This window comes from Lunatibacter salilacus (assembly GCF_009797935.1).
In the GTDB taxonomy this organism is placed as follows: Bacteria; Bacteroidota; Bacteroidia; order Cytophagales; family Cyclobacteriaceae; genus Lunatibacter; species Lunatibacter salilacus.
On record NZ_VOLC01000025.1, the window covers coordinates 65,981 to 90,441 of the forward strand.

The 24,461-nt window shown below is 42.4% G+C and carries 25 protein-coding genes; 6 read left to right on the forward strand and 19 right to left on the reverse strand.

Features of this window, described 5'->3' with window-relative positions:
* Window positions 1-31: 31 nt before the first annotated feature.
* From FQ608_RS24585 to FQ608_RS24595, 3 genes are read right to left on the reverse strand one after another with little or no spacing between them, the layout of a single operon-like run.
* Entirely contained in the window at window positions 32-1,609 is a 1,578-nt protein-coding gene (locus FQ608_RS24585; RefSeq protein ID WP_158861145.1) for a LysM peptidoglycan-binding domain-containing protein, read from the reverse strand.
* Window positions 1,610-1,617: 8 nt separating this feature from the next.
* Window positions 1,618-2,256 (reverse strand): O-methyltransferase, encoded by a 639-nt coding sequence (locus FQ608_RS24590; RefSeq protein ID WP_158861146.1) that lies wholly within the window; start codon window positions 2,254-2,256, stop codon window positions 1,618-1,620.
* A gap of 1 nt (window position 2,257) precedes the next feature.
* Window positions 2,258-3,493 carry a M16 family metallopeptidase gene (locus tag FQ608_RS24595; RefSeq protein WP_158861147.1) on the reverse strand — a complete coding sequence of 412 codons (1,236 nt, stop codon included), beginning with the start codon at window positions 3,491-3,493 and terminating at the stop codon, window positions 2,258-2,260.
* Window positions 3,494-3,607: 114 nt separating this feature from the next.
* On the opposite strand from FQ608_RS24595, the gene FQ608_RS24600 reads away from it, so the two are divergent.
* On the forward strand, window positions 3,608-4,903 hold the full coding sequence (locus FQ608_RS24600; RefSeq protein WP_158861148.1) for an aminopeptidase P N-terminal domain-containing protein: 1,296 nt from the start codon (window positions 3,608-3,610) through the stop codon (window positions 4,901-4,903).
* A 2-nt stretch (window positions 4,904-4,905) separates the two neighbouring features.
* On the opposite strand, the gene FQ608_RS24605 is transcribed toward FQ608_RS24600, so the two are convergent.
* The 5 genes from FQ608_RS24605 to FQ608_RS24625 all read right to left on the reverse strand — a co-directional run bounded on the left by FQ608_RS24605 (window position 4,906) and on the right by FQ608_RS24625 (window position 8,941).
* Window positions 4,906-5,613: a hypothetical protein gene (locus FQ608_RS24605; RefSeq protein WP_158861149.1), complete on the reverse strand. Its 708-nt coding sequence runs from the start codon at window positions 5,611-5,613 to the stop codon at window positions 4,906-4,908.
* A 72-nt stretch (window positions 5,614-5,685) separates the two neighbouring features.
* The gene (locus FQ608_RS24610; protein ID WP_158861150.1) at window positions 5,686-5,967 is read right to left on the reverse strand and encodes a YciI-like protein; all 282 of its coding nucleotides are present in this window, start codon (window positions 5,965-5,967) and stop codon (window positions 5,686-5,688) included.
* A 37-nt stretch (window positions 5,968-6,004) separates the two neighbouring features.
* Window positions 6,005-6,535, reverse strand: a complete 531-nt coding sequence (locus tag FQ608_RS24615; protein ID WP_158861151.1) for a HEAT repeat domain-containing protein — start codon at window positions 6,533-6,535, stop codon at window positions 6,005-6,007.
* 466 nt (window positions 6,536-7,001) lie between these two features.
* Window positions 7,002-7,955 (reverse strand): TRADD-N-associated membrane domain-containing protein, encoded by a 954-nt coding sequence (locus tag FQ608_RS24620; RefSeq protein ID WP_158861152.1) that lies wholly within the window; start codon window positions 7,953-7,955, stop codon window positions 7,002-7,004.
* Window positions 7,956-8,053: 98 nt separating this feature from the next.
* Window positions 8,054-8,941 (reverse strand): dienelactone hydrolase family protein, encoded by an 888-nt coding sequence (locus tag FQ608_RS24625; RefSeq protein ID WP_158861153.1) that lies wholly within the window; start codon window positions 8,939-8,941, stop codon window positions 8,054-8,056.
* A 414-nt stretch (window positions 8,942-9,355) separates the two neighbouring features.
* On the opposite strand from FQ608_RS24625, the gene FQ608_RS24630 reads away from it, so the two are divergent.
* The 4 genes from FQ608_RS24630 (at window position 9,356) to FQ608_RS24645 (ending at window position 12,507) form a co-directional block, all read left to right on the forward strand.
* Window positions 9,356-10,606: an MFS transporter gene (locus tag FQ608_RS24630; RefSeq protein WP_158861154.1), complete on the forward strand. Its 1,251-nt coding sequence runs from the start codon at window positions 9,356-9,358 to the stop codon at window positions 10,604-10,606.
* Window positions 10,607-10,716: 110 nt separating this feature from the next.
* A complete protein-coding gene (locus FQ608_RS24635; protein WP_158861155.1) occupies window positions 10,717-10,968 on the forward strand; it encodes a CDGSH iron-sulfur domain-containing protein in 252 nt (83 codons plus the stop codon).
* A gap of 107 nt (window positions 10,969-11,075) precedes the next feature.
* Window positions 11,076-11,492 (forward strand): outer membrane insertion C- signal, encoded by a 417-nt coding sequence (locus tag FQ608_RS24640; RefSeq protein WP_158861156.1) that lies wholly within the window; start codon window positions 11,076-11,078, stop codon window positions 11,490-11,492.
* 91 nt (window positions 11,493-11,583) lie between these two features.
* Window positions 11,584-12,507, forward strand: coding sequence for a DUF4886 domain-containing protein (locus FQ608_RS24645; RefSeq protein WP_158861157.1), 924 nt, complete (start codon window positions 11,584-11,586; stop codon window positions 12,505-12,507).
* A 62-nt stretch (window positions 12,508-12,569) separates the two neighbouring features.
* Here the strand turns inward: FQ608_RS24645 and FQ608_RS24650 are convergent, their stop codons facing one another.
* The 6 genes from FQ608_RS24650 to FQ608_RS24675 all read right to left on the reverse strand — a co-directional run bounded on the left by FQ608_RS24650 (window position 12,570) and on the right by FQ608_RS24675 (window position 18,875).
* Window positions 12,570-12,797 (reverse strand): hypothetical protein, encoded by a 228-nt coding sequence (locus tag FQ608_RS24650; RefSeq protein WP_158861158.1) that lies wholly within the window; start codon window positions 12,795-12,797, stop codon window positions 12,570-12,572.
* Between the two features lie 23 nt (window positions 12,798-12,820).
* Window positions 12,821-14,152 carry a S8 family serine peptidase gene (locus FQ608_RS24655; protein ID WP_158861159.1) on the reverse strand — a complete coding sequence of 444 codons (1,332 nt, stop codon included), beginning with the start codon at window positions 14,150-14,152 and terminating at the stop codon, window positions 12,821-12,823.
* Window positions 14,153-14,308: 156 nt separating this feature from the next.
* Entirely contained in the window at window positions 14,309-14,701 is a 393-nt protein-coding gene (locus FQ608_RS24660; RefSeq protein ID WP_158861160.1) for a (deoxy)nucleoside triphosphate pyrophosphohydrolase, read from the reverse strand.
* A gap of 17 nt (window positions 14,702-14,718) precedes the next feature.
* The gene (locus FQ608_RS24665) at window positions 14,719-16,203 is read right to left on the reverse strand and encodes a TolC family protein (RefSeq protein WP_158861161.1); all 1,485 of its coding nucleotides are present in this window, start codon (window positions 16,201-16,203) and stop codon (window positions 14,719-14,721) included.
* Window positions 16,196-17,512, reverse strand: a complete 1,317-nt coding sequence (locus tag FQ608_RS24670) for an ABC transporter permease (RefSeq protein WP_158861173.1) — start codon at window positions 17,510-17,512, stop codon at window positions 16,196-16,198. The genes FQ608_RS24665 and FQ608_RS24670 overlap by 8 nt, the downstream gene beginning before the upstream one ends.
* A gap of 37 nt (window positions 17,513-17,549) precedes the next feature.
* Complete coding sequence (locus tag FQ608_RS24675; protein WP_158861162.1) at window positions 17,550-18,875, reverse strand: efflux RND transporter periplasmic adaptor subunit; 1,326 nt, start codon at window positions 18,873-18,875, stop codon at window positions 17,550-17,552.
* Window positions 18,876-19,285: 410 nt separating this feature from the next.
* Here FQ608_RS24675 and FQ608_RS24680 point away from each other — a divergent pair, with 410 nt between their 5' ends.
* Window positions 19,286-20,050, forward strand: a complete 765-nt coding sequence (locus tag FQ608_RS24680) for a class I SAM-dependent methyltransferase (RefSeq protein ID WP_158861163.1) — start codon at window positions 19,286-19,288, stop codon at window positions 20,048-20,050.
* A gap of 28 nt (window positions 20,051-20,078) precedes the next feature.
* Here FQ608_RS24680 and FQ608_RS24685 read toward each other — a convergent pair whose 3' ends face one another.
* Genes FQ608_RS24685 through FQ608_RS24705 form a run of 5 tightly spaced genes read right to left on the reverse strand, consistent with a single transcriptional unit; the run spans window position 20,079 to window position 24,298 of the window.
* Window positions 20,079-21,029, reverse strand: coding sequence for a glycosyltransferase (locus FQ608_RS24685; protein ID WP_158861164.1), 951 nt, complete (start codon window positions 21,027-21,029; stop codon window positions 20,079-20,081).
* On the reverse strand, window positions 21,029-21,991 hold the full coding sequence (locus FQ608_RS24690; protein WP_158861165.1) for a glycosyltransferase family 2 protein: 963 nt from the start codon (window positions 21,989-21,991) through the stop codon (window positions 21,029-21,031). Before FQ608_RS24690 ends, FQ608_RS24685 begins: the two co-directional genes overlap by 1 nt.
* A 6-nt stretch (window positions 21,992-21,997) precedes the next feature.
* Window positions 21,998-22,537 (reverse strand): DUF4199 domain-containing protein, encoded by a 540-nt coding sequence (locus tag FQ608_RS24695; protein ID WP_158861166.1) that lies wholly within the window; start codon window positions 22,535-22,537, stop codon window positions 21,998-22,000.
* Window positions 22,538-22,542: 5 nt separating this feature from the next.
* Window positions 22,543-23,058 (reverse strand): DUF4199 domain-containing protein, encoded by a 516-nt coding sequence (locus tag FQ608_RS24700; protein WP_158861167.1) that lies wholly within the window; start codon window positions 23,056-23,058, stop codon window positions 22,543-22,545.
* On the reverse strand, window positions 23,051-24,298 hold the full coding sequence (locus tag FQ608_RS24705; protein ID WP_158861168.1) for a dihydroorotase: 1,248 nt from the start codon (window positions 24,296-24,298) through the stop codon (window positions 23,051-23,053). The genes FQ608_RS24700 and FQ608_RS24705 overlap by 8 nt, the downstream gene beginning before the upstream one ends.
* Window positions 24,299-24,461 lie beyond the last annotated feature (163 nt).

Here is a 24,461-nt window from a genome sequence, read left to right on the forward strand (position 1 = left end):
TTACTTCGGCTGCTTAGGCCGAACAAATATGCTATTTTTTGATAATCAATTTCTGACCCACCTTCAAAAGATTACTTTCATCTATATTGTTCCAAGATCTAATTTGGTCCACACTTACATCATGCTTTCTTGAGATCGCATACAACGTATCTCCGGGTTGTACCACATGCTCGATATTCTGCTGGTTTTCCGATGGAGTAGATACCGTGTTGTTCGAGTTAGTTGTCCGCGGTGGTGTGGAAAAGCTAGGCCGGGATTCTGCAACCTGCACCGGAGTTGCGGGTTGATTTGGTTGCACGCGGGAAGGGGCGACAACCTTGATATCCTCATTTCTTGCCCGATATCCCTGTAATTTGAGGACCATTCCCGGCCGGAGATCGGCGTCTTTATATATTCTATTCTTTGCTTTAAGAGAATGCATGCGGATACCATAAAGTTGGGAAATCTTCCAGAGTGTTTCACCCTGCTGCACAATATGCTCAGCTACTTCCGCTTTTCCCTTTTTCCTTTTTGTATAGTAAAAAGCCCCCCCTACAATGGGGTCAGATTTTTTAAGATCATTTACTCGGCGGAGCTTTCGCTCCCGAATATTTGCCTGATCGGACAACTGTTCTATCGGCCCACTGTTACTTGCCAAAACGGCCTTAATACCGTTTACTTTGACCTGTCCTCGCTGGGTTGCCCTTGCCGTATTCCCAGTAACCTTCGGAAACGCTTCTGAATTTTGACGGGCTGCGGTTTGGGGCCCTGCTTCTATACGGGGCTCATAATCTGCAATCGCAGGCCTGACTGGAGCAACACCTTTCCTGATATAACTAATTATGTATACTTTATCTCCAGGAATTTGCCCCGTAGTGGCCCATTTGTTGTATTCTTTCAGATGATTTTCGCTAACGCCCAGCGTTTTCGCAACGGCGCCGAGGGTTGTCGGCCCTTTCACCGCATGCTCATGCAAATAGTCCCCGTTGCTGACAAGCTTACCTGTCTGTCCTTCAAACGCGACCTTATGTGCCAAAAATTTCTTCAAATACCAATAGGAATTGCGATCTATATCCATAGTACGCTTACCCTTATGTTGATCACCAAAATGCCCCCGGGCACCACCCAATCCCATCTGATAAGAGATCAAGGTAATAGCCCAGTTGTCCAGGTAGCGCTGATGCTTTTTAAGGTATTCGGCAGCTCCCCGGGTGGAGGAGGCGATGTTTTTGCGCTCATCGATTTGGTTGTCCACCCGCATAAATACCTCTTCAGCGGTTCCTTTTTTAAATTGCCAAAAGCCTACTGCATTTGAAGTAGATACTGCATCGGATATGAGGCTGCTTTCTTGGATGACCAAATATTTCATATCCACAGGCACTCCCTGCTCCCTAAGTACCCGCTCCACGACTGGCATATATAGGTTCACCCGGTCCAATTTGATCTGAAAGTAGTTGGGACTGCGGTAGAGTGCATTTACGTCTGCCTGTATTTCCCTCCTAGCCTGCTCATTGAGCCGCAAGGTCATGTCTGCAAAATAAATAACAGAAGGCACTTCAGGCACCTGCGCCAGCAACTGTGGCAACCAGGACATTATAAAAATAAGACTGCAAAGTATTCGTTTTTTCATGGGATTGCTTATCGCTTTCTGGCCATCATTATTCCATCTCTGATGGGTAAAATTACATTTTCCACCCGGGGGTCCTCCTGCACTGTTTGATTGAAGGCAAGAATGGCCGCCGTGTCTTTATCCAATTTTTTGCGGTTTTCAGCCAGTACCTTACCTGACCAAAGTATGTTGTCTGCCAAAATCACTCCGCCGGGATTTAACCTATCAACGACAAGATCATAATAATTCGCATAATTGATCTTATCCGCATCAATAAAAACCAGATCAAAAGTCCCGGAAATCTCAGGAATCAATTTCAAAGCATTGCCAATCCGGTAATCTATCCTCTCATCCAAACCCGCTTTGCTGATAAAACCACGGACCATGGATTCCAGTTCCTCGTTGATATCCAAGGTAACCAGTTTGGCACCGGCTTCCATTCCTCTTCCCATGCATATTGCGGAGTATCCGGTAAAGGTTCCTATTTCCAAAACCAGTTTGGGTCGCATCAGTTTGACAAGCATTTCAAGAAATTTGCCCTGAACAGGTCCTGAAAGCATCCGCGGCTTCAGCACTTTCAGATGGGTTTGCCGGGTTACCTCTTGGAGAATCTCATCTTCCGCTTCAGTATGGGCTATACAATAAGCAAATAGTTCTTCGGGTATCATATTACACCTCCTTTGGCAGATATGTCAAGTAGCTAAACTGATCTTCGTCATATACCTGCTGCGCCAATTCCAACAGCTCGGAGGCGGTAGCGGATTTAATCGTTTCAAATATGTTTTCCAAGGGTTCGATCTTTCCTTTGTCCAGCAGGTTTTTACCATAGACGAGCATAAGACCGGCATAGTTTTCCTCTGCCATAGCCATTTGTCCGATGGTTTGCTCCTTGGCCATGTGGAGTTGAAGAGATCCCAGTTTTTTCTCCCTAATCAATTTAAGCTCCCTCATGACAATTTTACGAGCTTTTGCAGCAGCCCTTTCTTCCGTGCCATAATAAATACCGATAAATCCTGTATCCGTATAAGACTGAAATACCGATTCAATGCTATAGGCCAAACCCGCTTTCTCCCGTAGAGCCATATTCAGCCGCGAATTCATACTCGGTCCCCCCAGTACATTATTGAGTAAAAAGAGCTTGAATCGGTTAGGATCATTGATGGACAGGGCCGGTTTGCCAAGAGCACAATGCGCTTGGGTGACATCCCTATATGAAATGGAGGTCAAAGGCTTATAGGCCATCACCGGTTGTCTCTGATAGTTGCTGGTTTTGGTGGGAATGTTTTCCAAAAAGGGAACCACCTTGGCAAGCACACGATTGAAGCTGATATTTCCCACTACGGAAAAAACAATTTTATGCGTATCCATTCTTTCTTCCAGGAATTTCAGGAAGTCTTGCTGGACAAAGGTACCAACACTCTCTTCCGTACCCAGTATATTTTTGCCCAAACTATGTCCGGGATAAAGGATTTCATCAAATTCATCCTGCAGGCAATCGTCCGGAGAATCCCGGTACATGGCCATTTCTTCTAGGATTACTTGTCTTTCCTTTTCAATTTGCTTGGGTGGAAAGATACTGTCAAAGGTAATGTCACAAAGCAACTCTGCCGCCTTGCCAAAATGCTGCCGGAGGATGGTTGCATAGAAGCAGATTTTTTCTTTGGTTGTATATGCGTTTAATTCCCCGCCAAGAGAATCAAGTCGGTTGATGATATGAAAAGCTTTCCGCTTTTGGGTACCCTTAAAGGCCATATGTTCCCAAAAATGCGCCAGTCCAATCTTATCCTCTCCTTCATCCCTGCTACCAATATCCAGGATAAATCCGCAGTGAACCATTCGGGTGTGAGTGACTTCCTGATGTACAATTCGTATTCCGTTTGCTAATTCCCTTATCTGATATGACATGCGTTGTTTTTCACCAAAACACAAAAATAACAGCAATTATTGGGAAAGAAACCGGATTATAGGTAAAGGCTGATAATTTTTTACCTTTGTATCCACAGAGCAATTTCCAAGTCCATGAGATATCAACCGATAGACGCATCATTTTATATAAAAAACAGAGCCAAACTAGTCGAAAAGTTAGCTCCCAATTCCATCGCTGTGTTCCAGTCAAACGATGTCTTGCCCACCAATGCGGACGGTACGATGAAGTTTAGGCAAAACAATGACCTCTTCTACTTGTCCGGAATCGATCAGGAAGAAACGGTTTTGGTTATATGTCCCGATTTCCCCAAAGCGGATATGCGGGAAATTCTTTTTATCCGAAAAACAGACGAACATATCGCCGTATGGGAGGGTCATAAATTAACTCAGGAAGAAGCCACTGAGCGGTCTGGGATTCAGAAGGTAAATTGGCTGGAGGATTTTGACGCTGTATTTTCCACATTAATGGCACTAAGTGAGAACGTTTACTTAAACACCAACGAGCATCTTCGTGCTGCCGTGCAGGTTGAAACCAGGGATGCGCGGTTTATCCAAACCTGCAAAAAGCGGTATCCCCTACATACTTATAAGCGCGCTGCTCCTCTGATGCATACTTTTAGGGCAATAAAAGAACCCGAGGAACTCGCCCAAATCCAAAAGGCCTGCGACATCACCAATGATGGATTTAAAAGAATTTTAAACGTAGTTAAGCCGGGAATAAAAGAGTATGAGTTGGAGGCAGAGTTTCTTCATGAGTTTGTCCGTCAGGGCAGTCGGGGATTTGCATATGAGCCAATCATCGCCTCTGGAGGCAATGCCTGTGTACTCCATTACGTCCAAAACAACCAAACATGTCAGGACGGAGATCTGATTTTGTTTGACGTGGGTGCCGAATATGGTAATTACAACGCAGATATGACGCGGACCATACCGGTAAACGGAAAGTTTACCAAGCGTCAAAGGGAGGTATATGAAGGAGTGTTGCGGGTCATGCGAACCGCCTATACCATATTGAAGCCCGGAGTTACGATTCAGGAGTACCATAAGGAGATGGGCTTGGTCATGCAATCTGAGTTGATGAGTCTGGGCTTGCTTACCCAATCCGACATTGATTCAGAGGACAAGGACAAGCCTGCTTACAAAAAATATTTTATGCACGGCACCTCCCACCACTTGGGTTTGGATGTGCATGACGTGGGTACTATGTACGAACCTATCCACGCCGGCATGGTATTTACGGTGGAGCCTGGAATATATATTCCGGAAGAAGGTATCGGCATTCGGCTTGAGAACAATATCGTCATTCAAGAAAATGGCTTTTTAGACCTTATGGGACATATCCCTATCAACCCAGATGAAATTGAGGAACTAATGAGTAATAAACAGTAGGGTTAAATTCCAAGATTAGCCATAAAAACACCAATAGAAAGCTCCAGCATGGTAAGTGGAGCACGGTGAGGTTGATAAACAAATTGCCCAAATTCCCCCATGTCCGCATCAAATTGGGCTTGACCCTTCCTGATAAATTTGGCAAAAGCACTGTCATGGTATAGTAACCGGATTTCGATATGACCTCTTGTAGGATCTTTACGAAAGGGGATCTTATATCCCATACCTGCCCCATATCCCATCACCCAGTCCCTGATAATCCCGTCTTTTTCTAGAGGTTCGTCAAAAGCCTTATCCCGGATGGCATATCGGGTGTTAATATTGACCGCGCCGCCCTGGATTTCAAAGAATAGTGGGAAATGTATAGAGCGGGATGGATAGAAGCGAAGGTGTGCCTTCAGGTTCAAGAGGTTGTGGTATTTTCTAAGGCGATATGTTTCGGAGGAGTCAGGAAAAAGGTCATCCCGCTTTTCCAAATCTGTACCATATAAGCTATAACCCAAACTGAGCCCCATATCCAAAGGTTGTAGATATGGGAGCCTGTAGAGACCTATTAGCGTTAACTCCGGAATAACAGCTCTGTCCAGACTTTCATTAAACCGATTTAGGGTGAAGTTCGAACGTCCAATAATGCCTGGCGATAAATCTTGAGACCATCCAAAAATTGGAAGTAAGCATACTCCTGTGAAAAAGATAAATACCCGGACCATAGCTATCAAGTATGATAGTTTGAACGGGAGAAATTAATGTGAGGTTGTACGACAAATTCACCCCGGCATTCCCTATTCATCACCCCCCACTACCACGGTCCATTCCCTAATCTCCCAAGACTCCACCAATCCATTTTGTACATATGGATCCTGACGGACAAATTCTTCTATGACCTCCGTCGAGTTCGATTTAAATAGTACAACTGCTTTGTCAACAGGATTGGCTAAAGCACCCCCCATAATCATAATTCCTCTATCTCGGTAAGAATTTGCTAAAGCCAAATGCTCGTTGCGAAAAGGCACTCGCCTGTTGACATAATCCGCAACGGTGTGGTAGGTAAGGATATAATACATATTGTATGCAGGTTTTTATTTTCCTTTTCCGATAAAGTTACTGATCGGAGCCTAATATTTCCCGGATTTCTTTAAATATAACTTCCGCTTCCTGCTTTTTAAGTTCAAACCATTCATCTGCTGATGAGTTGTTCAGAAAATGGTTCCAGTGCTTTTCTGCCTTCTTCAGCGTGCGCGGAGTGATATCAAATTCGGTATAATCCAAGTACTGTTTGGCTAAGGTATGAGCCTTGAAATTGCCAAAAAGGTAAATACGAAAAATATCGACAAATTTATCACTTAGATCAAAATCTTCCAGTATAGACACCAACCCTCCATTGGTTCCCCTATTGGCGGGCAAATGGATGACTTCCAGGATGGCGTTAAGGGCATCTGTGTTTTCTTCCATAATTCCCAAGACCTTTGCGGCCAAAAAAGCATTGTCCAAATCATCCCCTTTAACTACGGCGATCAACTTTTCCTTTACTTCCGGGGTGCCAATTTTCGCCAGTTTATTGCCATAATGATAAGGATCACCCTCATCTTTGTTAAGAAATTTGAGTATCAGGGCATCTATCTGTTCTTCCATGGTCATAAATTTAGCGTGTTTCGCAAAGTGGTCGATTACTAATGAACAAAGGTAGCCATCCCAAATCAATCTTTGGATAAGTATTCTTAATTTTAACACTATTGAATTTGGATACTGCTCGAAGTTAAACAATGCCAAGACGCGATGTTCCTGCATTAAAGGCTCATGCCAGAAAAATCAATATAAATTCATTTTACTCGACAGACCTTTTTTATGGAGAAGAATCAGAATGAGCTTGTTTTCTATGTGCTCAGGGGTCAATTGTTAGGGCACATCGATTTTTACCTATTTAAAAAAAGCCTTGCAGATTGAAGAAATCCGGGCAGAGCGGTGGCAAAGGCACTTGGACGAAGTTTTTGCTCCCAACATATATTGGATGGACTCGCTCCATGTAAAAGATAGATTGTCCGGACAAGTATTACAACTCCAACACACGTCGAAAAAGCAGAATGAATGAGGAAACGGTCTAATCCCCGTCGTCTGAAGACCTACGTTTACTCTCCAATGGATTAGCAGAAATACCAAATTCAAGGATTTTTTCTATGATAAGCTGTTTGGAAAGGTCCGGCTCTTTCATCGATTTGGAAATCTTATAGGCCAAAAGCGCATTATGGATAAATACTTGCCTGTTATAGAAATAGGTAGACCGGTTCATCGAATTTCTATAAATCCCCAGAAAAAGTGCGGCGATAACTTCCATTACAATCCCACTGGAAATCGTTAGAATTTGAAAATTTCCTTCCACAAGGTCCCTATTGATAAAACTCGCGGGAACGATATAGGAAACTATTCCGAATACAATGATCAAAAATCCCAGCCACATGGCGATCATGGCGAATTGAAAGCTACGCTGGGACTGGCTAAGTCCAATTTTATAGTATTGCTCCAATTCTATTCGACTGTAAGTGACCATCGGAATTAATCCTTCAGTATCCTTTTCTTTTAAAATTTCCTCATATCCCGACTGCTTTACTTCGATTTCGTGGATCTGAGCCTCAAACTTATTGGAAGCTTCCTCGGTATAGAGCCCTCCTATTCCAGATAAAGTGCCCTCAAGAGCGATATACGGTAAAAGTGGTCCTAATATCAAATAGATTGCTCCAATCACTGCGAAGATTGCTCTCCACCAAGAAATCGGCTGAAAGCCCCAACTCCAAATAGCAGGTAGCCAAACAAAATAGCAAAAATAGGCCAAGATGATAGTAGAAGTAATCCCGATTATTACCAGGGCAATGAGAACGGATACCCGGTATCGCTCACTCTTATTTCTAAGAGAGGCCACCAGCCAATTATTTTTCTTTGTTTTTCCGGTTGCTGTTTCCTTATTATTCTCATTTTGGCCAGAAACCTGGTCTGCACCTAATGGATCTACAGTACTAGAAATAATTGGATCTTCGTTTAATTGTGGTTCAGATGGCATGACATTATTTTTTTCACGTTGTCAATTTCCAAAAAGGTCCAATCTGCCAACCAAATAACCTATTCAACTATTTTTAGGACCGCGAATTAATTAGAACATTATTTTAACATATCCCGAAAAAACGCAATGGTTCTTCCCCAAGCCAGTTCCGCTGCCTCCTTGTCATAGCGGGGGGTAGAATGATTGTGAAATCCATGGTTGACACCAGGATAGAAATGAACTTCATAGTTTTTATTGTTGGCTTTAAGTGCCTCTTCATAGGCAGGCCATCCTTCGTTTACCCGGGTATCTAATTCAGCGAAATGCAGCTGCAATGCAGCATTGATTCCCGGCACATCTTCCGCGGAGGCCTGCCCTCCATAAAAGGGAACCGACGCAGGCAACTCCGGAATCCTGGCGGCCATCATATTGGAAATCCATCCTCCAAAACAAAAACCTACCACCCCGACTTTACCAGTGCAACCTTCATGTTTCACCAACATTTCGTACCCTGCGATAAAATCCTGAAGCATTTCTTCCCTATCACGGGTTGCCTGCATGGTTCGGCCTTCGTCATCTGTGCCTGGATATCCGCCAAATGGGGTTAATGCATCTGGTGCAAAGGCGATAAATCCATCTAAGGCAGCTTGATGAGCTGTATCCTCGATATATGGGTTAAGCCCCCGGTTTTCGTGAACTACCAAAACCCCTGGCAACTTGCCGGTTTGGCCTGCAGGTCGAGTAAGTAGTCCACGCATTTTTCCGGCACCCTTTGGTGAATCATACTCCACATACTCAGAGAATAAGCGATCGTCCTCCATGGTATAGCGTTTGGCCGCTGCATAATTGGGCAGCAAAAAACCCATTATGGAGGAAACGGTAAGCCCGCCAACTGCATATACGGAAAGCCGATTTACAAAGTCACGGCGGTTAATTTTACTATGTACATATTCATCGTATATATCGAAAATCTCTTGATTGAGGTCTTCTTTTTGAATTGGTTTCATATTCAGATCGTCGGGATTTTTAACAAAAACTGAGGGTAATGTAATAAAATTAACTAAAAAAACCAACATCTTTTAATTCGTGTGAATTGCAACCCGATTATTGATCTTTTCTCCTTTTAACTCCAAAATAACACTCCTGAGTAAGCCTTTTAAAGGCTACTCAGAAAAAACATAAACATTTAATTATTTAACTAAGACATATTTTGGGATATCAATTTCCCGGCCTTTTTTGCCCAATCGACTTTCCTTTGAATTTTAAAAAATTCCTAAACCTCTGAAATGTACAGAATTATCAAATTTTTCTCAATATTTATTTTAAAAGACAAAAGTTAAAATCATTTTTTTTTATCTTGTCGGAACAAATCTATTAATCATCCTTAAAAACCATTTTACAACATTTTAAACCCAATATCAATGAACGAAGACATTAACAAAAGCGCTTTATTTAACGGAAGTTGCTTTGCACTGATTACCACCGCTTTTACTTTTGCCATACGGGCCGGTATTCTACCCCAACTTGGTGAAGAATTTGGTTTAAGTGGCGAACAATTAGGATTTATCAACTCCATGTGGTTTTTGGGCTTCCCGATTTCCATGATTATTGGCGGGTTGGTCTACCACACCTTCGGGCCCGCCAACATCATGCGGGTAGCCTTTGTCGCCCATACATTGGGCATTTTGCTTACCATCTATGCAGATGGATACACCACATTGTTGATTTCAACACTTTTTATCGGTTTTGGTAACGGATGTACAGAAGCTGCCTGTAATCCAATGATTGCCGATATGTATTCCGGCATCAAAATGAATAAAATGCTCAACCGATTCCACATGTGGTTTCCCGGTGGAATCATGCTCGGTGCGATTATTTCAAACATCATGACGAGTATAGGCGGTGTGATGGGTGCATGGCAGACTCAAATGTGGGTGCTGATGATTCCTACAGTTATATATGCCGTATTGTTTTATGGAAAAAAATTCCCTCAGCCAAAAGTGGAGGGTGTTACATCACTTGGGGAAAATTTCAAAGCGATGATCAGCCCAGTTTTTATATTTTTATTCATTGCTATGGCCTTCACCGCAATTACCGAATTCGGACCTCAACAATGGGTTAATATCGTAATGGCAAATAGTGGGGCTAATGCCATGTTGATTTTGGCGTTAACTACAGGGGTTATGGCTGTTGGACGATTCTTCGCTGGTCCAGTTGTAGCTAAATTAGGACAAACAGGCGTACTCCTTGGAGGGGCGATCCTTGCTACTATCGGGATTTACCTTTTCAGCATTGTTACAGGACCAATGGCATACGTTTCTGCCATCGTTTTTGCCTTGGGAGTATGTTACTTTTGGCCAGTGATGGTTGGAGCCGTTGCGCAGCGGGTTCCACTTAGTGGTGCTTTGGGAATGTCAATTATTGGTGGAATTGGCATGTTTTCCACAGCGATTTTCCAACCGATCATTGGAGGATGGATTGACAGTTCTACCGCGGAAAAAAGCGCAGAGGGCTTGACTGGCGATGCCTTAGCATTGGCTGCCGGACAGGACACACTTCTTAGCATGGTTACTTTCCCTGCCATCCTTATTGTATTGTTTTTGATTTTCTTCTTTTGGCAGAAAAACTCAACAAATACTAGAGGTGTTCCGACAGAAGTAACGGCACATTAATATAACGGTCTTTTGAGCAACCGCCGTTAATAGCCGCACATTAGACAGCAATAATACTATTAAGAAGGGCAGCCACTCAAATTGGCTGCCTTTTTTTATTCCAACACTCTATGGCAAACCATTACGACAATTCAGGATTTCAACCAGCAAAAGTAAGGGTAATCAAAGGGAAGTTAGAAGCATGGTGCAGTTGCGGCAGAAGTCTCAAGCAGCCATTTTGTGACGGAACCCACCGCGGCACAACTTTCAAACCCGTAAAATTCACACCTGATGAAGACCGAGAAGTTTTACTTTGCATGTGTAAGCAAACTAAAAATCCTCCATTTTGCGATGGCAGTCATAAAAACCTACCTACGGAATAAAAACAGAAGTATGTATTCGAATTTTTATTCTCGATTTAAATCGTTGATTCATTAACCCATTTGGCAGGGTCTTTGACAATATCCATTCAAACTAACTTTATAAACGAATGAAAAAACTATTTTTATTGACAGCTACCCTATTCCTTGCTTGGATCACTGCTTCTCAAGCCCAGGTAAGTGCAGGAATTTATCGATTGAGCTCCGGTACCTTCGCCTCAATAGGTTCCGATCCAGACCAAAAAATGTTTGGAGAAGCGCGGGTTTCCACAGGAGGAAGAATCGGTATTGAAGGGACATTTGGGTATAATTTCATTCAGCGGGAAGAGGTAAATTTCTACTCCGGCTTTCACCTTGGAAATCAGCCGTCGAATGGTCTTTATATAGGTGTACCCCTGGGGATACTAATTAAGCCATTTTCAGCCAGCCGGAACGTTGGGCTATCTTTGGAGGCTAGCCCAATTTTCCCGTTGGATTATGGTTCCTATTTTCGGGCGGGAATTGGGTTGAAATATACCTTCAAATAAAATCAGCACTGTACCAATCCATGGTGGGGGTATTGGAGGCCACTATGCTGTGGTTGAACTTTACCCTACCCATAAGACCAATTTTAACGATATGAACACACCAAAGGCGCATTCACCTGCTAAATTCTCTTTATTAGCCATCCTCTTGCTATTTTTAAACCCCTTCTTAGCTCACTTACTCGCTCAAATTCCTGATTCCGTATTAGAAAAGGATAGAGCAATCAAAATTTTAGCCATAGGCAACAGCTTTTCGGAAGATGCAATAGAAAACTACCTGTTTGAACTAGCTGAATCCGAAGGGATATCAATGCAAATAGGAAATCTTTACATTGGAGGAGCCCCTTTGGCGATTCACTGGAAGCACGCCAATGAAAACAACCCCGCCTACACGTATCGTAAAATCGAAGTAAACGGGAATAAATCGAGTACTCCCAACACGGCCTTGGCAGATGCTATAAAAGAGGATGATTGGGATTATATCAGTTTTCAGCAGGTAAGTTCCCTCTCCGGAGTGTATGATTCCTACGGCGCTACCCTTCCCTCGTTGTTAGCCTTTGTCAGGCAGCAGGCCACTAACCCCGACGTAAAATTCATAATCCACCAAACCTGGGCCTATGCGCAGAATTCCAAGCATGAAGGTTTTGTAAACTATGGCGGCAGTCAAGAAAAAATGTATGACGCTTTGGTAGAAACTTATAGAATGATATACGAGGAATACAACTTCGATCTCCTCATTCCCTCAGGTACAGCGATACAAAACGGCAGAAACACAGTGATTGGAGATAACTTTACCCGTGACGGCTACCATCTTGACATGAATATAGGCAGGTATACCGCCGCCTGTACCTGGTTTGAATCTCTGACCGGGAAATCTGTGGTAGGAAATCGGTATCATCCGGAAAATATGAGTGAACTTGAAAAAGAAATAGCTCAGGTTTCAGCTCATAATGCAGTTGTGGAACCGGATAGCGTTACAATAACGGACGAAAAGCAGGCATTGCAGGAAAGCTTGTAGTAATCGTCCCCGATGGGTATAGGTGATGAAATATGCAGCAGTATGCTAATGCCCATTTCGAATCAAATTGCCCCTACTTCCCTATCTTCTTCAATGGTTTGAATTCCGTCGATTTTAAGCTCATCGAGGCTGGATTCAACTCCGGAAGTACAACCTGTGATTATCCCTGTTATCGTTAATATATTCCGAATCTGACATCCTTTATCCTTCAGTTTGCCAGCTATAATTTGTATCTGGAAACGTTCCGAAGGCTCCACCGAAGCTATGAAATTTATAGGTTGATTTGGCATGGTCTAAGTGTTTGACTGTTAAATTATCGCGGCACCTGTACCAAGCCAGCTCCTACATCATCGATAGACAACGGTAGACTTCTTGCCTGGTCTTTCAGCATATCCCATATTTCATAAGGTGTTGCTTTCGGATGTATCTCCCATAGAAGAGCCGCCACACCAGCCACAAAGGGTGTTGCCATAGAGGTTCCGCTGTCCCAAATGTAATTCTCAGGGCTCTTAGATGAACTGAAAACAGCTACACCAGGCCCCGCAATATCCACCAGCTGACCATCGTCTTTATTGACCGATCCACATGAAAAGTCCGCCACTTTCAAAAATCTGTCAATAGCCGCTACTGCCATAATATTCGGGCAGTTGGCTGGATGATTGACTGCCTGAATAATTTTCTGGGATCTTCGGCTATCATTTCCCGCAGCAGCGATGATCAACGTCCCCTGATCCAGCGCAATTTTCGCAACATCATTATAGATTCTGGAATAAGTATGTCCGGGCCGCATGAAGGAACCAAGGGACATGGATATAATTTTACATCCGTTTCTCATGGCCCATTCCATCCCCGCCAAAATCCCACTATCTGGTCCTCGTCCTGCGTTGGAAAGAACCTTGCCTACATAAATGGAAGCTTTGTTTGCCACGCCATATCGAATTCCATTTTCTCCTTGGGTATACCCGGCCGCAATTCCCGTACAATGTGTCCCGTGACCATTTAGGTCATTTACCTTTTCATTCGCTATAAAGGACTTAGAAACAACTTCTCTATCTGTAAAATCCGGATGGATTTCATTGATGCCCGTATCCAAAATAGCAAGCTTAACCCCTTTGCCCGAATAGCTTTTGTTCTGAAATCCAATCGATTGAATTCCCCAATAGGAATCCGAATTATCACTAAATGAATCTGGAAGGGAAATAGGATGGGGATTTACCGGATCTGAAATAGGGTTTCTGTCGTTACGCAATCCGAAAATTGAACAGATAAAACCCCATAAAGATCTTCCCATATTGGCCAATGGGTTTGAATTTAGAGTGTAAAGGTATCTTTCTGGTTCATCATATAAAAACACCCTTCTAGCTAGGGGTGCATTTGTAAGCTCTCCGATCTCCCCTTCATGATGGTCATTGATGACTGCTATGCCGAATTTTTCAAAGACAATTCCATCCGCCTCATCAAAAGCATTGGCATAATCCTCTTCATGGTTCTTATAATCTGATGAAAAAGCAAGCCGTAATGAAACCTTATTTGCTGCATCACTGATGTTTTTATTACTTGACCCAGGCTCCATCATTACAAGCCTACGTCCTGTGTACTGCGGTTTGGAAGAATGATCTTCAGGCAATATTTCGTCTTTTTCCATAGATATAGGGGTATGGTAAAAATTTTTCTACAAAATACTAAAAAAACCAGACAATTGATTATCATCTAGATAAAAAAGGACATCTAAGTATTTATCTAATATTCTTTCAGGATTTTGAAAAACAAATTAATCCGAATGTATTCTCTATATGGATCATCACCTCGACTTCCAATTGTCTTGCAACTGATAAACAATCGGCAAATCAGCCGGAGCCCAGTCAATTGATTCCAAATTTACCGGAGAAAGCCATGTGTAATCCTGATGCTCTGTGAGAAGGATTTTCCCTCCAAGAATGGTGGCCGTAAAAGGTATTAAACGAATGGTATATCTATCATATACATGTTCCACAGGGTGTAGTCTTCTATTTAATTGGATATCCAAACAAAGCTCTTCCCTGATTTCACGAATCAAACATTCTTCTTCAGATTCATTTTGCTCCACTTTCCCTCCGGGAAACTCCCACTTGCCGGGCAAATCCTGGGTTGGTCCACGCTGAACGGCCAAAACTTTATTGCCATAAGAAATAACAGCGCAGGTTACATCTATCATAAAAGATTATAAGGATCCTATTTAGCAGGGAGGTCTTCACTATAGAGCCTTTGCTTACTCTCAAAATCATATAAGGTGAGTGCACGCATTTCATAGTAAGCCGTCCAAAACTCCCTAAGCGACTCTATATACGCCCGTCGGTTCCTGTCTTTTTCCTCCTGCGCAATTCCCAAATCAGTAATTGTAACATTTCCATTTTGATACCTTCTGTAAGAAATCTCGTATCGCTTCTCTGCCACCTGATCAGATAGCTCCGTAATTTCAATTTGATCCCGAAGCATTTCGAAGTTTTTCACTTTGGTAAACACCTCTTGCTCAAAATTAATGATCTCCTGATCTACTGTATAATTAACCAATTTTTGATTTGCTTTAGCCATACTCATTCTAGCTTTGTTCCTTCCCCAATCTAAAACGGGAACTTGAAATCCTAGATTTACCAAGGCCTGGGTATTTGGATTCACGTATATATCATTTAACGCAGATGCTGCGTTGTTGTATCCAAAACTTGCGTTTAAATTTACCGTGAATCGTTGACCACGCGCTCGAGCAACGTCGCTCTCGGCTTCCAGGCGTTGCCTTTCAAAATTTAGAGCATCGGATCGATTTTGAAAAGCATAGTCAATCGCTTCTTCAACATTGATGGAAAAAGCTGGAATTTCTGCCGGCGGAATTAAAATCAGTGCCAGCGTTTCATTGAGCCCTACGTAGGATTTAAGCCGTAGTGAATTCGTTTCCATTTCCAACTTGGCTTTAGCAAAGTCTTGCTTCGCTTGCAGCACTTGGAGCTCCACTTGGAGCAGTTTATCCTCGTAGGTCGTTCCTATATTATACCTTCCCCGCTCTATTTTAAGAATTTCCTCTGAATTGTTCAGGTTTATGGTAGCGATATCCAGGCTTACTTGGGCTACCAAATAGTCAAAAAACATCTCAGAAACCCGCTGGGAAATTGCCTCCATATCTTCCACATATCCCCTTCTGCTTTCCTCATAGCGCAATGGTTCTATCTTCCTGTCCCATTTAAGTGGATTGAAAGCAAAAATTGGTTGATTCAAGCGCACATTCATCGGGACTCCACTCCACCTGGTCTGAGGAGCACCTGGCAAGGCTATGAAATTATCAAACCTGTTGGTACTGCTGTTGACTGAAATTCTTCCGCCGGTCGCTGCAATTTCCTGCACAAGTCCCAATTCCAAATCCATCAAGTTTTGACGGACTTCTCTGAATTCTATGGACCCGTCCGGCTGCTCTACATTACTGAATTCCTGTCTGTAACTTGGAACGGTCCCTGACAACCGAAGTTGGGGATTGTAATTGGACTGGTAAAACCTATACCCCCAATAAAAATTCTCCCTCCTTGTTTCAGCCTGAAGCGAAGCAGGGGACTGGGATTTTGCCCGGGTAATGATGTCCTGAAGTGTAAAACTAACTGTTTCCTGACCGTAGGTCGTAAAAAAGGTCAAGAAGAAAAAGATTGGTAGGCTTAGTACTAGTTTTTTATTCATATCGCAAAGAAGTTATAGGATCCTGGCTTGCAGCTCTTCGGGCGGGGGCAATTCCAAACACCAATCCCACCGTCGCAGCCACTCCAAAGGAGAGAATAATCGACGGCATGGTAATGATGGTTGGGAATTCGGCAAAGGTTGACACCATATGTGCCAATACGACACCTAGAATCACGCCAATGATACCACCTGAAACGCTTATCATCACAGCTTCAAAAAGAAACTGATTCACAATATCGGATTTTTTTGCTCCCAACGAAAGTCTTAGTCCTATTTCTTTTATTCTTTCCATAACAGAGGCCAACATGATGTTCATAATCCCTATTCCTCCTACCAATAATGATATGCCGGCGATTGCCCCCAACACAATATTAAAAATATTTTGGGTGCGTTGTTGTTGCTTCAAAAGTAGTTCTGGTATGGTAATTTCGAAATCCACCACATTGAAATGACGTCTCTGTAATAGTTTAGAAATTACCTCTGCTGTAGGATTAAGTAGCTCGCTTTCCTCAACCTGTACCACTAGTTTGTCTATCTGGTGGTAATTTGAACTGCTAGATTGATTATTGCCGCTCATCAATGCCGAACTGGTCACCAAGTCTCTGTTTTTATAGCGAACCAGCATGGTCTGTATGGGGATATAGACATCCATATTGAAGTCCCTAATTCCCAATTTAGAAATACTGGATTCAGTTACTACTCGTTCCTCTAGTATACCTATTACCTCCAGCCATTGATTCCCACTTTTGATCTTCTTTCCTATGGGATTTTCTTTGGGAAAAAACTTACTCTGTACGCTTCTTCCTATGATACAAACAGCATCGCCCTTGACAAGATTCTTTTCGCTGAACATCCGACCCTCTCTAAGTCTGAAATCCAAAACATCGAAATAAGATGGGGTAACACCGACTAACTTTGCGGAACGGCGTAGTCCACTTTTGACAATGTATGTGTCAAAAACTATCTCGGGACTGATCTTCTTAACCCCAGGAATTGTAGTTAGAATAGCATCGACATCCTGAAGTTTAAGTCCCGGGGAGAATTTTCCTTTTTCCCGATCCAAGCTACTATTCTCATCGACATCCTCTTCGACTTGTTCTACGATTGGAGCAACAACAATATTATTGACCCCGACAAGCTTTATTTGTTCGAGGATCTCCTGCTGGGCACCGTTGCCAATTGCCAACATCGCAATTACAGCAGCCACCCCAAATATAATCCCCAAGGCGGTCAACAGGGAACGCAACTTGTTTGCCACTACTGCTTCAAATGCTATGTAAAGGTTGGCTAATAGCCTTTCATTCAACATAAGCCGTCTATTGGATATACCTAATCCCTTTAAAAAATTATTCAATACCTTCTTTTAAAAATCCTTGACTTCTGTCAGCTGTAACCCTGGGCGCATCCAAGTCCAAATTTCTTTTTCCATTCAATTCTTCCAACAACTTCACTGCTAAATTATCCCCCCAACTGGGCGTGGAAAGATATACTTTATCCCCTGGATTCAACCCTTTCTCAATAACTACGTCATTGGCATTGGTTAGTCCCATCAGAACTTCCTGCTTAACACCGTTTTTCAAATAGACATAATTAATACTGTCATTTTCTACGTTGATGGCTTCCAAAGGAATGTACATGACATCATTCAGTTCATCCGCAATGATAGCATTACTTGTGGTCATGGACGGACGTAGGAGGTCATCACTTTCATTTACCCGTATAATTACCTCAAAAACTTTTGCGTCAGAATTTGGACGTTGCTGACCTACATTTGCCACTTTAGTTACCTTGCCGGTAAATTTTTTATCAGGAAATGCATCCAATCCAATTTCTACTTCCTGCCCGATTTTTACCCTACGGATATCCACCTCGTTGATATAGGTAATACTCTGCATAGTAGTAAGGTCAGGAAGCGTCGCGACAACAGGATTCCAAGAGCTTATCTGAGATCCGTCCTTCACTTTAGATCCTCTGTTTGTCACATAGATGACCATCCCATCCTGGGGAGCATTTACTACAAACTTATCTAAAACTTCCACCATTTGATCCACTTCCAAATTCACCTCCCTGAGTTTGGACCCAATTTCAATCATTCTAGCCCGTTCTTGAAGTGTCTTGATCCGATACCTCTCGATTGCTTGTTCAAGTTCACGCTTAGCTTTTTCAGCGTTATATTGATTTTGTTTGATTATCGCAGGTGGTTCGTATTGGGACTGCTCTAATATTAGTTCTTGTTCCTGAACAATATATTCCATATTAAGTATATTGTCCCGCTCTTGTCTTAAGTTAAGCGAAGTATCTAATTGAATTTGTTCAAACTGGGCTTTTGTCTGTTCAAGATCAAGGCGCTTATCTTCAATTCGACCAAACAATTCCGTCTTATCAATGGATGCGATAAAATCACCTTCCTTTACTACAGTTCCTTCATCCACCATTTTGTCAATGGTGAAATTTCCGATCCTAAATCTCCTCGCGTCACTGGGACCAAACACCTGAACAGATCGGAGGGCTTCCAATTCTCCGGTTGTGGTAATTTCGACTTTAAACTTACCCTGTACGACTGAGGCTGTAATGTCATGGATCCCTCCCGGACCACTGGAGCCCAATGAAAAGTATAAAATGACAATAACAATGACACTCCCAACGAGTACGTATAATAGGTTCTTATTCATCAATTTGTAATTTATAACTACAAATTTAAACTTTTCTATGGCAAAAACTTTCCCAGTAAGCATTTTATATCACCACTAACATAAATTCTATCTGACAACCATGTAGATGGACTGAATTGCGTGTCTAAACGCTGCCATTCCAAAACATCCATAGAAGGCATAATATAACATCAATTACCTAAAAAATTTTAGACAAATGTGGAGATGACGGTATCGGTACGGATAATTTTCAAAGTACCTTAAATCCGCAAACCCTCCAGGTTTTGTGTATAATCTGCTAGTTGTTCAAATTAAACAGTTGAAACCTGGAGGGTTTTTTCTTCATAAGGATCACCCGGTTACTGGAAAGTACTGCGGAATTTAGGAAGTATGTTTACCTTGCGAGTTCAAATTTCCCATATTGAATCCCAATGAAGACACTAATAAGCTGGACGATCCGCTATATTCCCCGTAAATACTTACAGCTATTCAGCCATCTGTTTCTGAGAGTGGCTGCTATTTTTTACCGCGGTGACAGCGTTCTATGCAATGTATGCGGGCATAGGCTGAGAAAGTTCCTGCCCTATGGTCGAAAAGCAAGAGAAAATGCACTCTGTCCTCACTGTCTTGCCCTTGAAAGACACAGGCTCATGTGGCTCTTTTTGGAAGAAAAAACTGGGTTTTTCAAAGATGATCTTAAGGTCCTGCACGTGGCACCGGAACTATGTTTTATCGATAGATTTAACCAATTGCCCAATTTGGAATATATCACAGGAGATTTGGAATCACCCCTGGCGCAGGTAAAAATGGATATACATCATATCCCATTTGAAGCCCAAAGTTTTGATGTTGTTTTTTGTAATCACGTTCTGGAGCATGTCGCCGACGACATTGCCGCGTGTAAAGAGATCAATAGAGTGTTAAAATATGGTGGCTGGGGTATCATACAATCTCCCGTTTATTCCATGGAGAAGACCGTCGAGGACGATTCTATCACCGATCCCGTTGAACGCGAAAGAGTTTTTGGACAAAGAGACCATGTGAGAAAATACGGTAAGGACTATGCAGCCCGGCTACGCAAATCGGGACTTCAGATTGAGGAAGATACCTTTGTAACTAGCATACCTGCCGACCTAGTCAAACGGCATGGACTACCCCCTGAGGAAATTATCTTCGTTTGCCGAAAAGGAGCTTAGAATACTAGATATAGGGAGAAAGATCAGTTTATTTGTACAACCACTGTCTTAAAAATCCGGCACCGTACGCCGCTAGCTGTCCGACAGACGTAACAAATGCAAGGGTGCCTACTAAAATAGAACGGTTACCCCATGTGGAAGAAATCACCACGCCCAGCCCCCAACATAAATATACTCCGACCAAAATCGGGAATAAGGCGGGGCTAAGAAGTGAAACTAGCGGGATTGCAAACAAGCCCAATAGAAATAGGACTGGTAAAACGTGGACAAACTGAACCGCATCTGGATGATAGGTGGAAATATGTACTCTATTTCTGCCAAATTGGAAGCTCTGCCTCAAAAAGGAAACAAACGTGTTTTTTCTATGGTGAAACACATAGGCTTCCTGTACCAACTCCAACCGAAACCCAGCTTTTTTAATCCGCAAACTAATCTCAATATCTTCAGCCATATTTGGGTCAATAAATCCCCCAACCCGGTCAAACACTTTCCGGGAAAACCCCATATTGAAGCCACGGGCCTGAAATTTTGACGGATCCTTCATTTTGCCCCGAATCCCCCCAGTAGTCCAAAAAGAAGTCATACTGAAGTTCATGGCTTTTTGAAAAGCAGAGAATCCCTCACCCGCATCATCCGGTCCTCCAAAGGCATCAAGGTTTCTGGATTGAATGGCCCTATATAATTTTACCAGATACCCCTTTGGCAAGACACAGTCGGAATCGAAGAATATAAAAAAGTCTCCTTTAGCAAGAGAAATGCCCCTATTTCGGGCAAAACCCTGCCCTGTGTTTTCTTGAAAGACATAGCTCAGGTTTATACGCTCATTAAAAGGGGCTATACGCTCCTTGCATGTAAGGGTGGAGCCATCCTCTACCACGATGACCTCAAATAGAATGTTCTCCTGAAGACTAATACTTTCAAGAAGCTCCACAATCTCATCAGGTCTATTAAATACTGGAATGATGATGGAAAAAAACATTATTCCAGCAAGTTTATCTCCTCGGAAATAGTGTAGTCCGATCTATGGGAGTTGTTTGACGTCATCATCTCAGCCAAAAAACCGGTCAAAAACAGTTGTACCCCAACTATAAGGGCGACCAAGGCCAGAAAAAACAGCGGCTGTTCAGTGATTTCCCTTACAGGTATCCCTTTGTTAAGGCCATTTATCTTCTCTATGATTAGTTTGATCGTGATGATAAAGCCAGATAGGAAGGAAATGGTACCCAAAGTACCAAAAAAGTGCATGGGTTTTTTCTTGTAACGGTTGACAAACGATACAGATATCAAGTCAAGAAATCCATTAATAAAGCGCTCCAATCCAAATTTTGTGTAGCCATATTTTCTAGGTCTATGGACTACCTCCTTTTCACCTATTTTATCAAATCCCTGCCAATTGGCAATCAAAGGGATATACCTGTGCATTTCCCCGTAAATGTGAATGTTTTTGACAACCTTATTTTGATAGGCTTTCAAGCCGCAATTAAAATCATGGAGCTTTATTCCGGATATCAAGCGGGTGACTGCATTGAAGAACCGCGAAGGAATGGTTTTACTAATCGGGTCATGACGTTTCCTTTTCCAACCAGATACTAAATGATATCCCTCTTTAGATATCATTTGATAGAGTGAGTGAATCTCCTGTGGAGAGTCTTGCAGGTCGGCATCCATAGTAATGACCACCTCGCCTTGGGCTTTTGAGAAGCCTACATCCAAAGCAGCGGATTTACCATAGTTACGGATAAATTCAACACCTTTTATCCGCGAATCCTTGTTTGCCAATTCCTTTATCACATCCCATGACCTATCCGTACTGCCATCATTCACCAGTATTACCTCGTAAGTATATTGATGAATTTCCATTTCCTTACTTATCCAAGCCGTCAATTCCGGCAGGGATTCTTCTTCATTGAAAACTGGTATGACAACGGATATTTGTAGCATTCAAAATTAGTAGTCCAATGAAGTGTCCTTCTTTTTAATTATGGCAGCGATTATCAGGGCCAAGACTGCATATATAATGAGGCCTATCCCAAAACTTTTCATCTGTCCGGCAGGGGTATAGTTTACCTCCAGCCCTCCACGCATCTCATCAATCTGATCACCTGTTATGCTGTCCCCAGCCCCAAACCTGTCCATCATCGACAGCATTGATTCTAGCTGGCTTTCTACGAGTAGTTCTGGAAGTTGCGGATCGATCACTTGATATAAAAGTATGTTTCCCAACATGGCAATAACACCGCATACTATCAGGGTTACAAAGGCAAACTGAAAAGCAGGGCCAAAGGCTAAAAAGCCTCCTTTGGCTTTCCTGAAATTAAACCCAGCATAAAGAATAAGGCCAAAAAACAAAATCAAAGCAAGAATCCCAAACCACATTGAAACCAATAAAGTGTAGTCCACAAAATATAACAGGAGAGTGATTATCACCATAATGAGCCCGATATATACGCCTACTTTGGCAGCATAAGCAATAGGAGATGTTTCCATGACGATTAAGTATTTAAAGTTCTTTTTAAAATTATAGAAATTAAAATTGTAAAGAACAATCCCGGAATAACTTTTCTCAAAAAATCATTCATTATTACGTCCCATGTAGTCATTTGTTGGATATTTACATAGGTTTCGTCAAATGCCTGTTGGTTTAGCTGCTCAACCAGGATATCCCGCTTCTCATTGAGTAAATTAATATTCATACTTTTAAAGGTCTCAAAAACCTCAGGTTCAAACGCAATAAAAACCCCAATAAAAGTTGCCGAAATCACTGCCATCAATGTGTACACAAAGAATCCAACGGTCATACCCTGCCCGAAAAACAATTCACCTCCGTTAAACTTATCCCTAAACTGCTTTATACCAATGAATACGAAAACCGGCGTGATGATATATCCAAAAACAAGAACCATACTTATAGGCTCAATTTCCAATAAATACATCAACAAGAATCCAACAACACACAAAATACCCGCTGTAAAACCAAATGGATAAGCAGCGTTGAAATACCTATTCATCGATTTTCACCATTTTCTGTCCATTCACTACATACCTTACCTTACCAGCTACTTCAGCATTGAACCAAGGTGAATTTTGGCTTAAAGAGGGATTAGAAGCCGCATCAAATTTCCATATAGCTTTGGGATCAAATACCGTTAGACTGCGCATTTCTCCCTCTTCCATCTTAATCACCCGCGCTGGTCCCTTGGTGATTTTATCAATCAGCAGTGGCCAACCCAGTTCCTTTTCCAATAAAGAGAGGCCAGCAGCAAACGTCTGAATACCTGCCATACCAAACGGGGCCAAGTCGAATTCCATATGCTTGGAATCAAAGTCATGGGGAATGTGATTAGAAACTATTGCATCTATGGTCCCATCGGTAAGACCTTCGACCAAGGCTTCCCTGTCCTCACGGGTTCGAAATGGTGGCATTACTTTTAAGGCCGTATTAAAATCCGACAAATCTTCATCCAAAAACAACAACTGATACAGGGATACGTCCGACGTAACCTGCAAACCATCCGCTTTTGCCTGTCGAATAAGTCTTACGCCTTCAGCCGTACTTAAAGTTTGAAAATGCAGGTTTCCCCCACTATATCTTAAAATAGCCAGGTTTTTCTGTATAGCTACTTCTTCAGCAAGTGTGGGGATACCCTTCAAACCTAACAGCGTGGAACTATATCCCTCATGCATCTGCCCATAAAGTGCCAACATGGGGTCATAGGCCTGGTCAAAAAGGATTCCGTCAAACTTTTGAAGATATTGTAAAGCCTTGGTCATCCGGTCTGAATGCGAAAGCGGGTTAGTTCCTTCCCCAAAAATCCGTATTCCCTGGTCATGTAGATCCAGCATCTCCGTAAAATCTTCGCCAAGGATATCCTTGGTAATAGCAGCCTGAATATGCAATGTAGGGAAAAATTGCCTCGCCCTTTGTTGTACAAAGGCGATCTCATTTTTGGATTGTAAGGCAGGTTTCGTGTTTGGCAGTATGACCGCTTGGGCGAAGCCGCCATACGCAAGTGTCTGGCAAAGGCTCTCCAACGTCTCCCTGTATTCCATACCCGGTTCACCTGCAAAGCAACGAAGATCTATCCATCCCGATGAACCCAATAAACCTGAACAGTCTAAATAGTCGTGAGAGGTGTCATTTGAATTCGCAGAGATCTTCTCAATTTTTTGTCCATCATACAAATAATCCGCAGGCTCTGAGGTTTTATCAGAAGTGATTAATTGAAGTGATTGGAAAACTGTACCCATATAAAAATTATTTGTGCAAAACTGCAATTTTATTAGGTAAAAAGGAAATTTATGAACGACTTGATGGCTCAAATCGCAAATATTTATAGGTACTATAATTCCATTGTATTCAAAACCTATAAACGCAAAAAAGCCCCGAACGTATGTTCGGGGCTTGTGATAG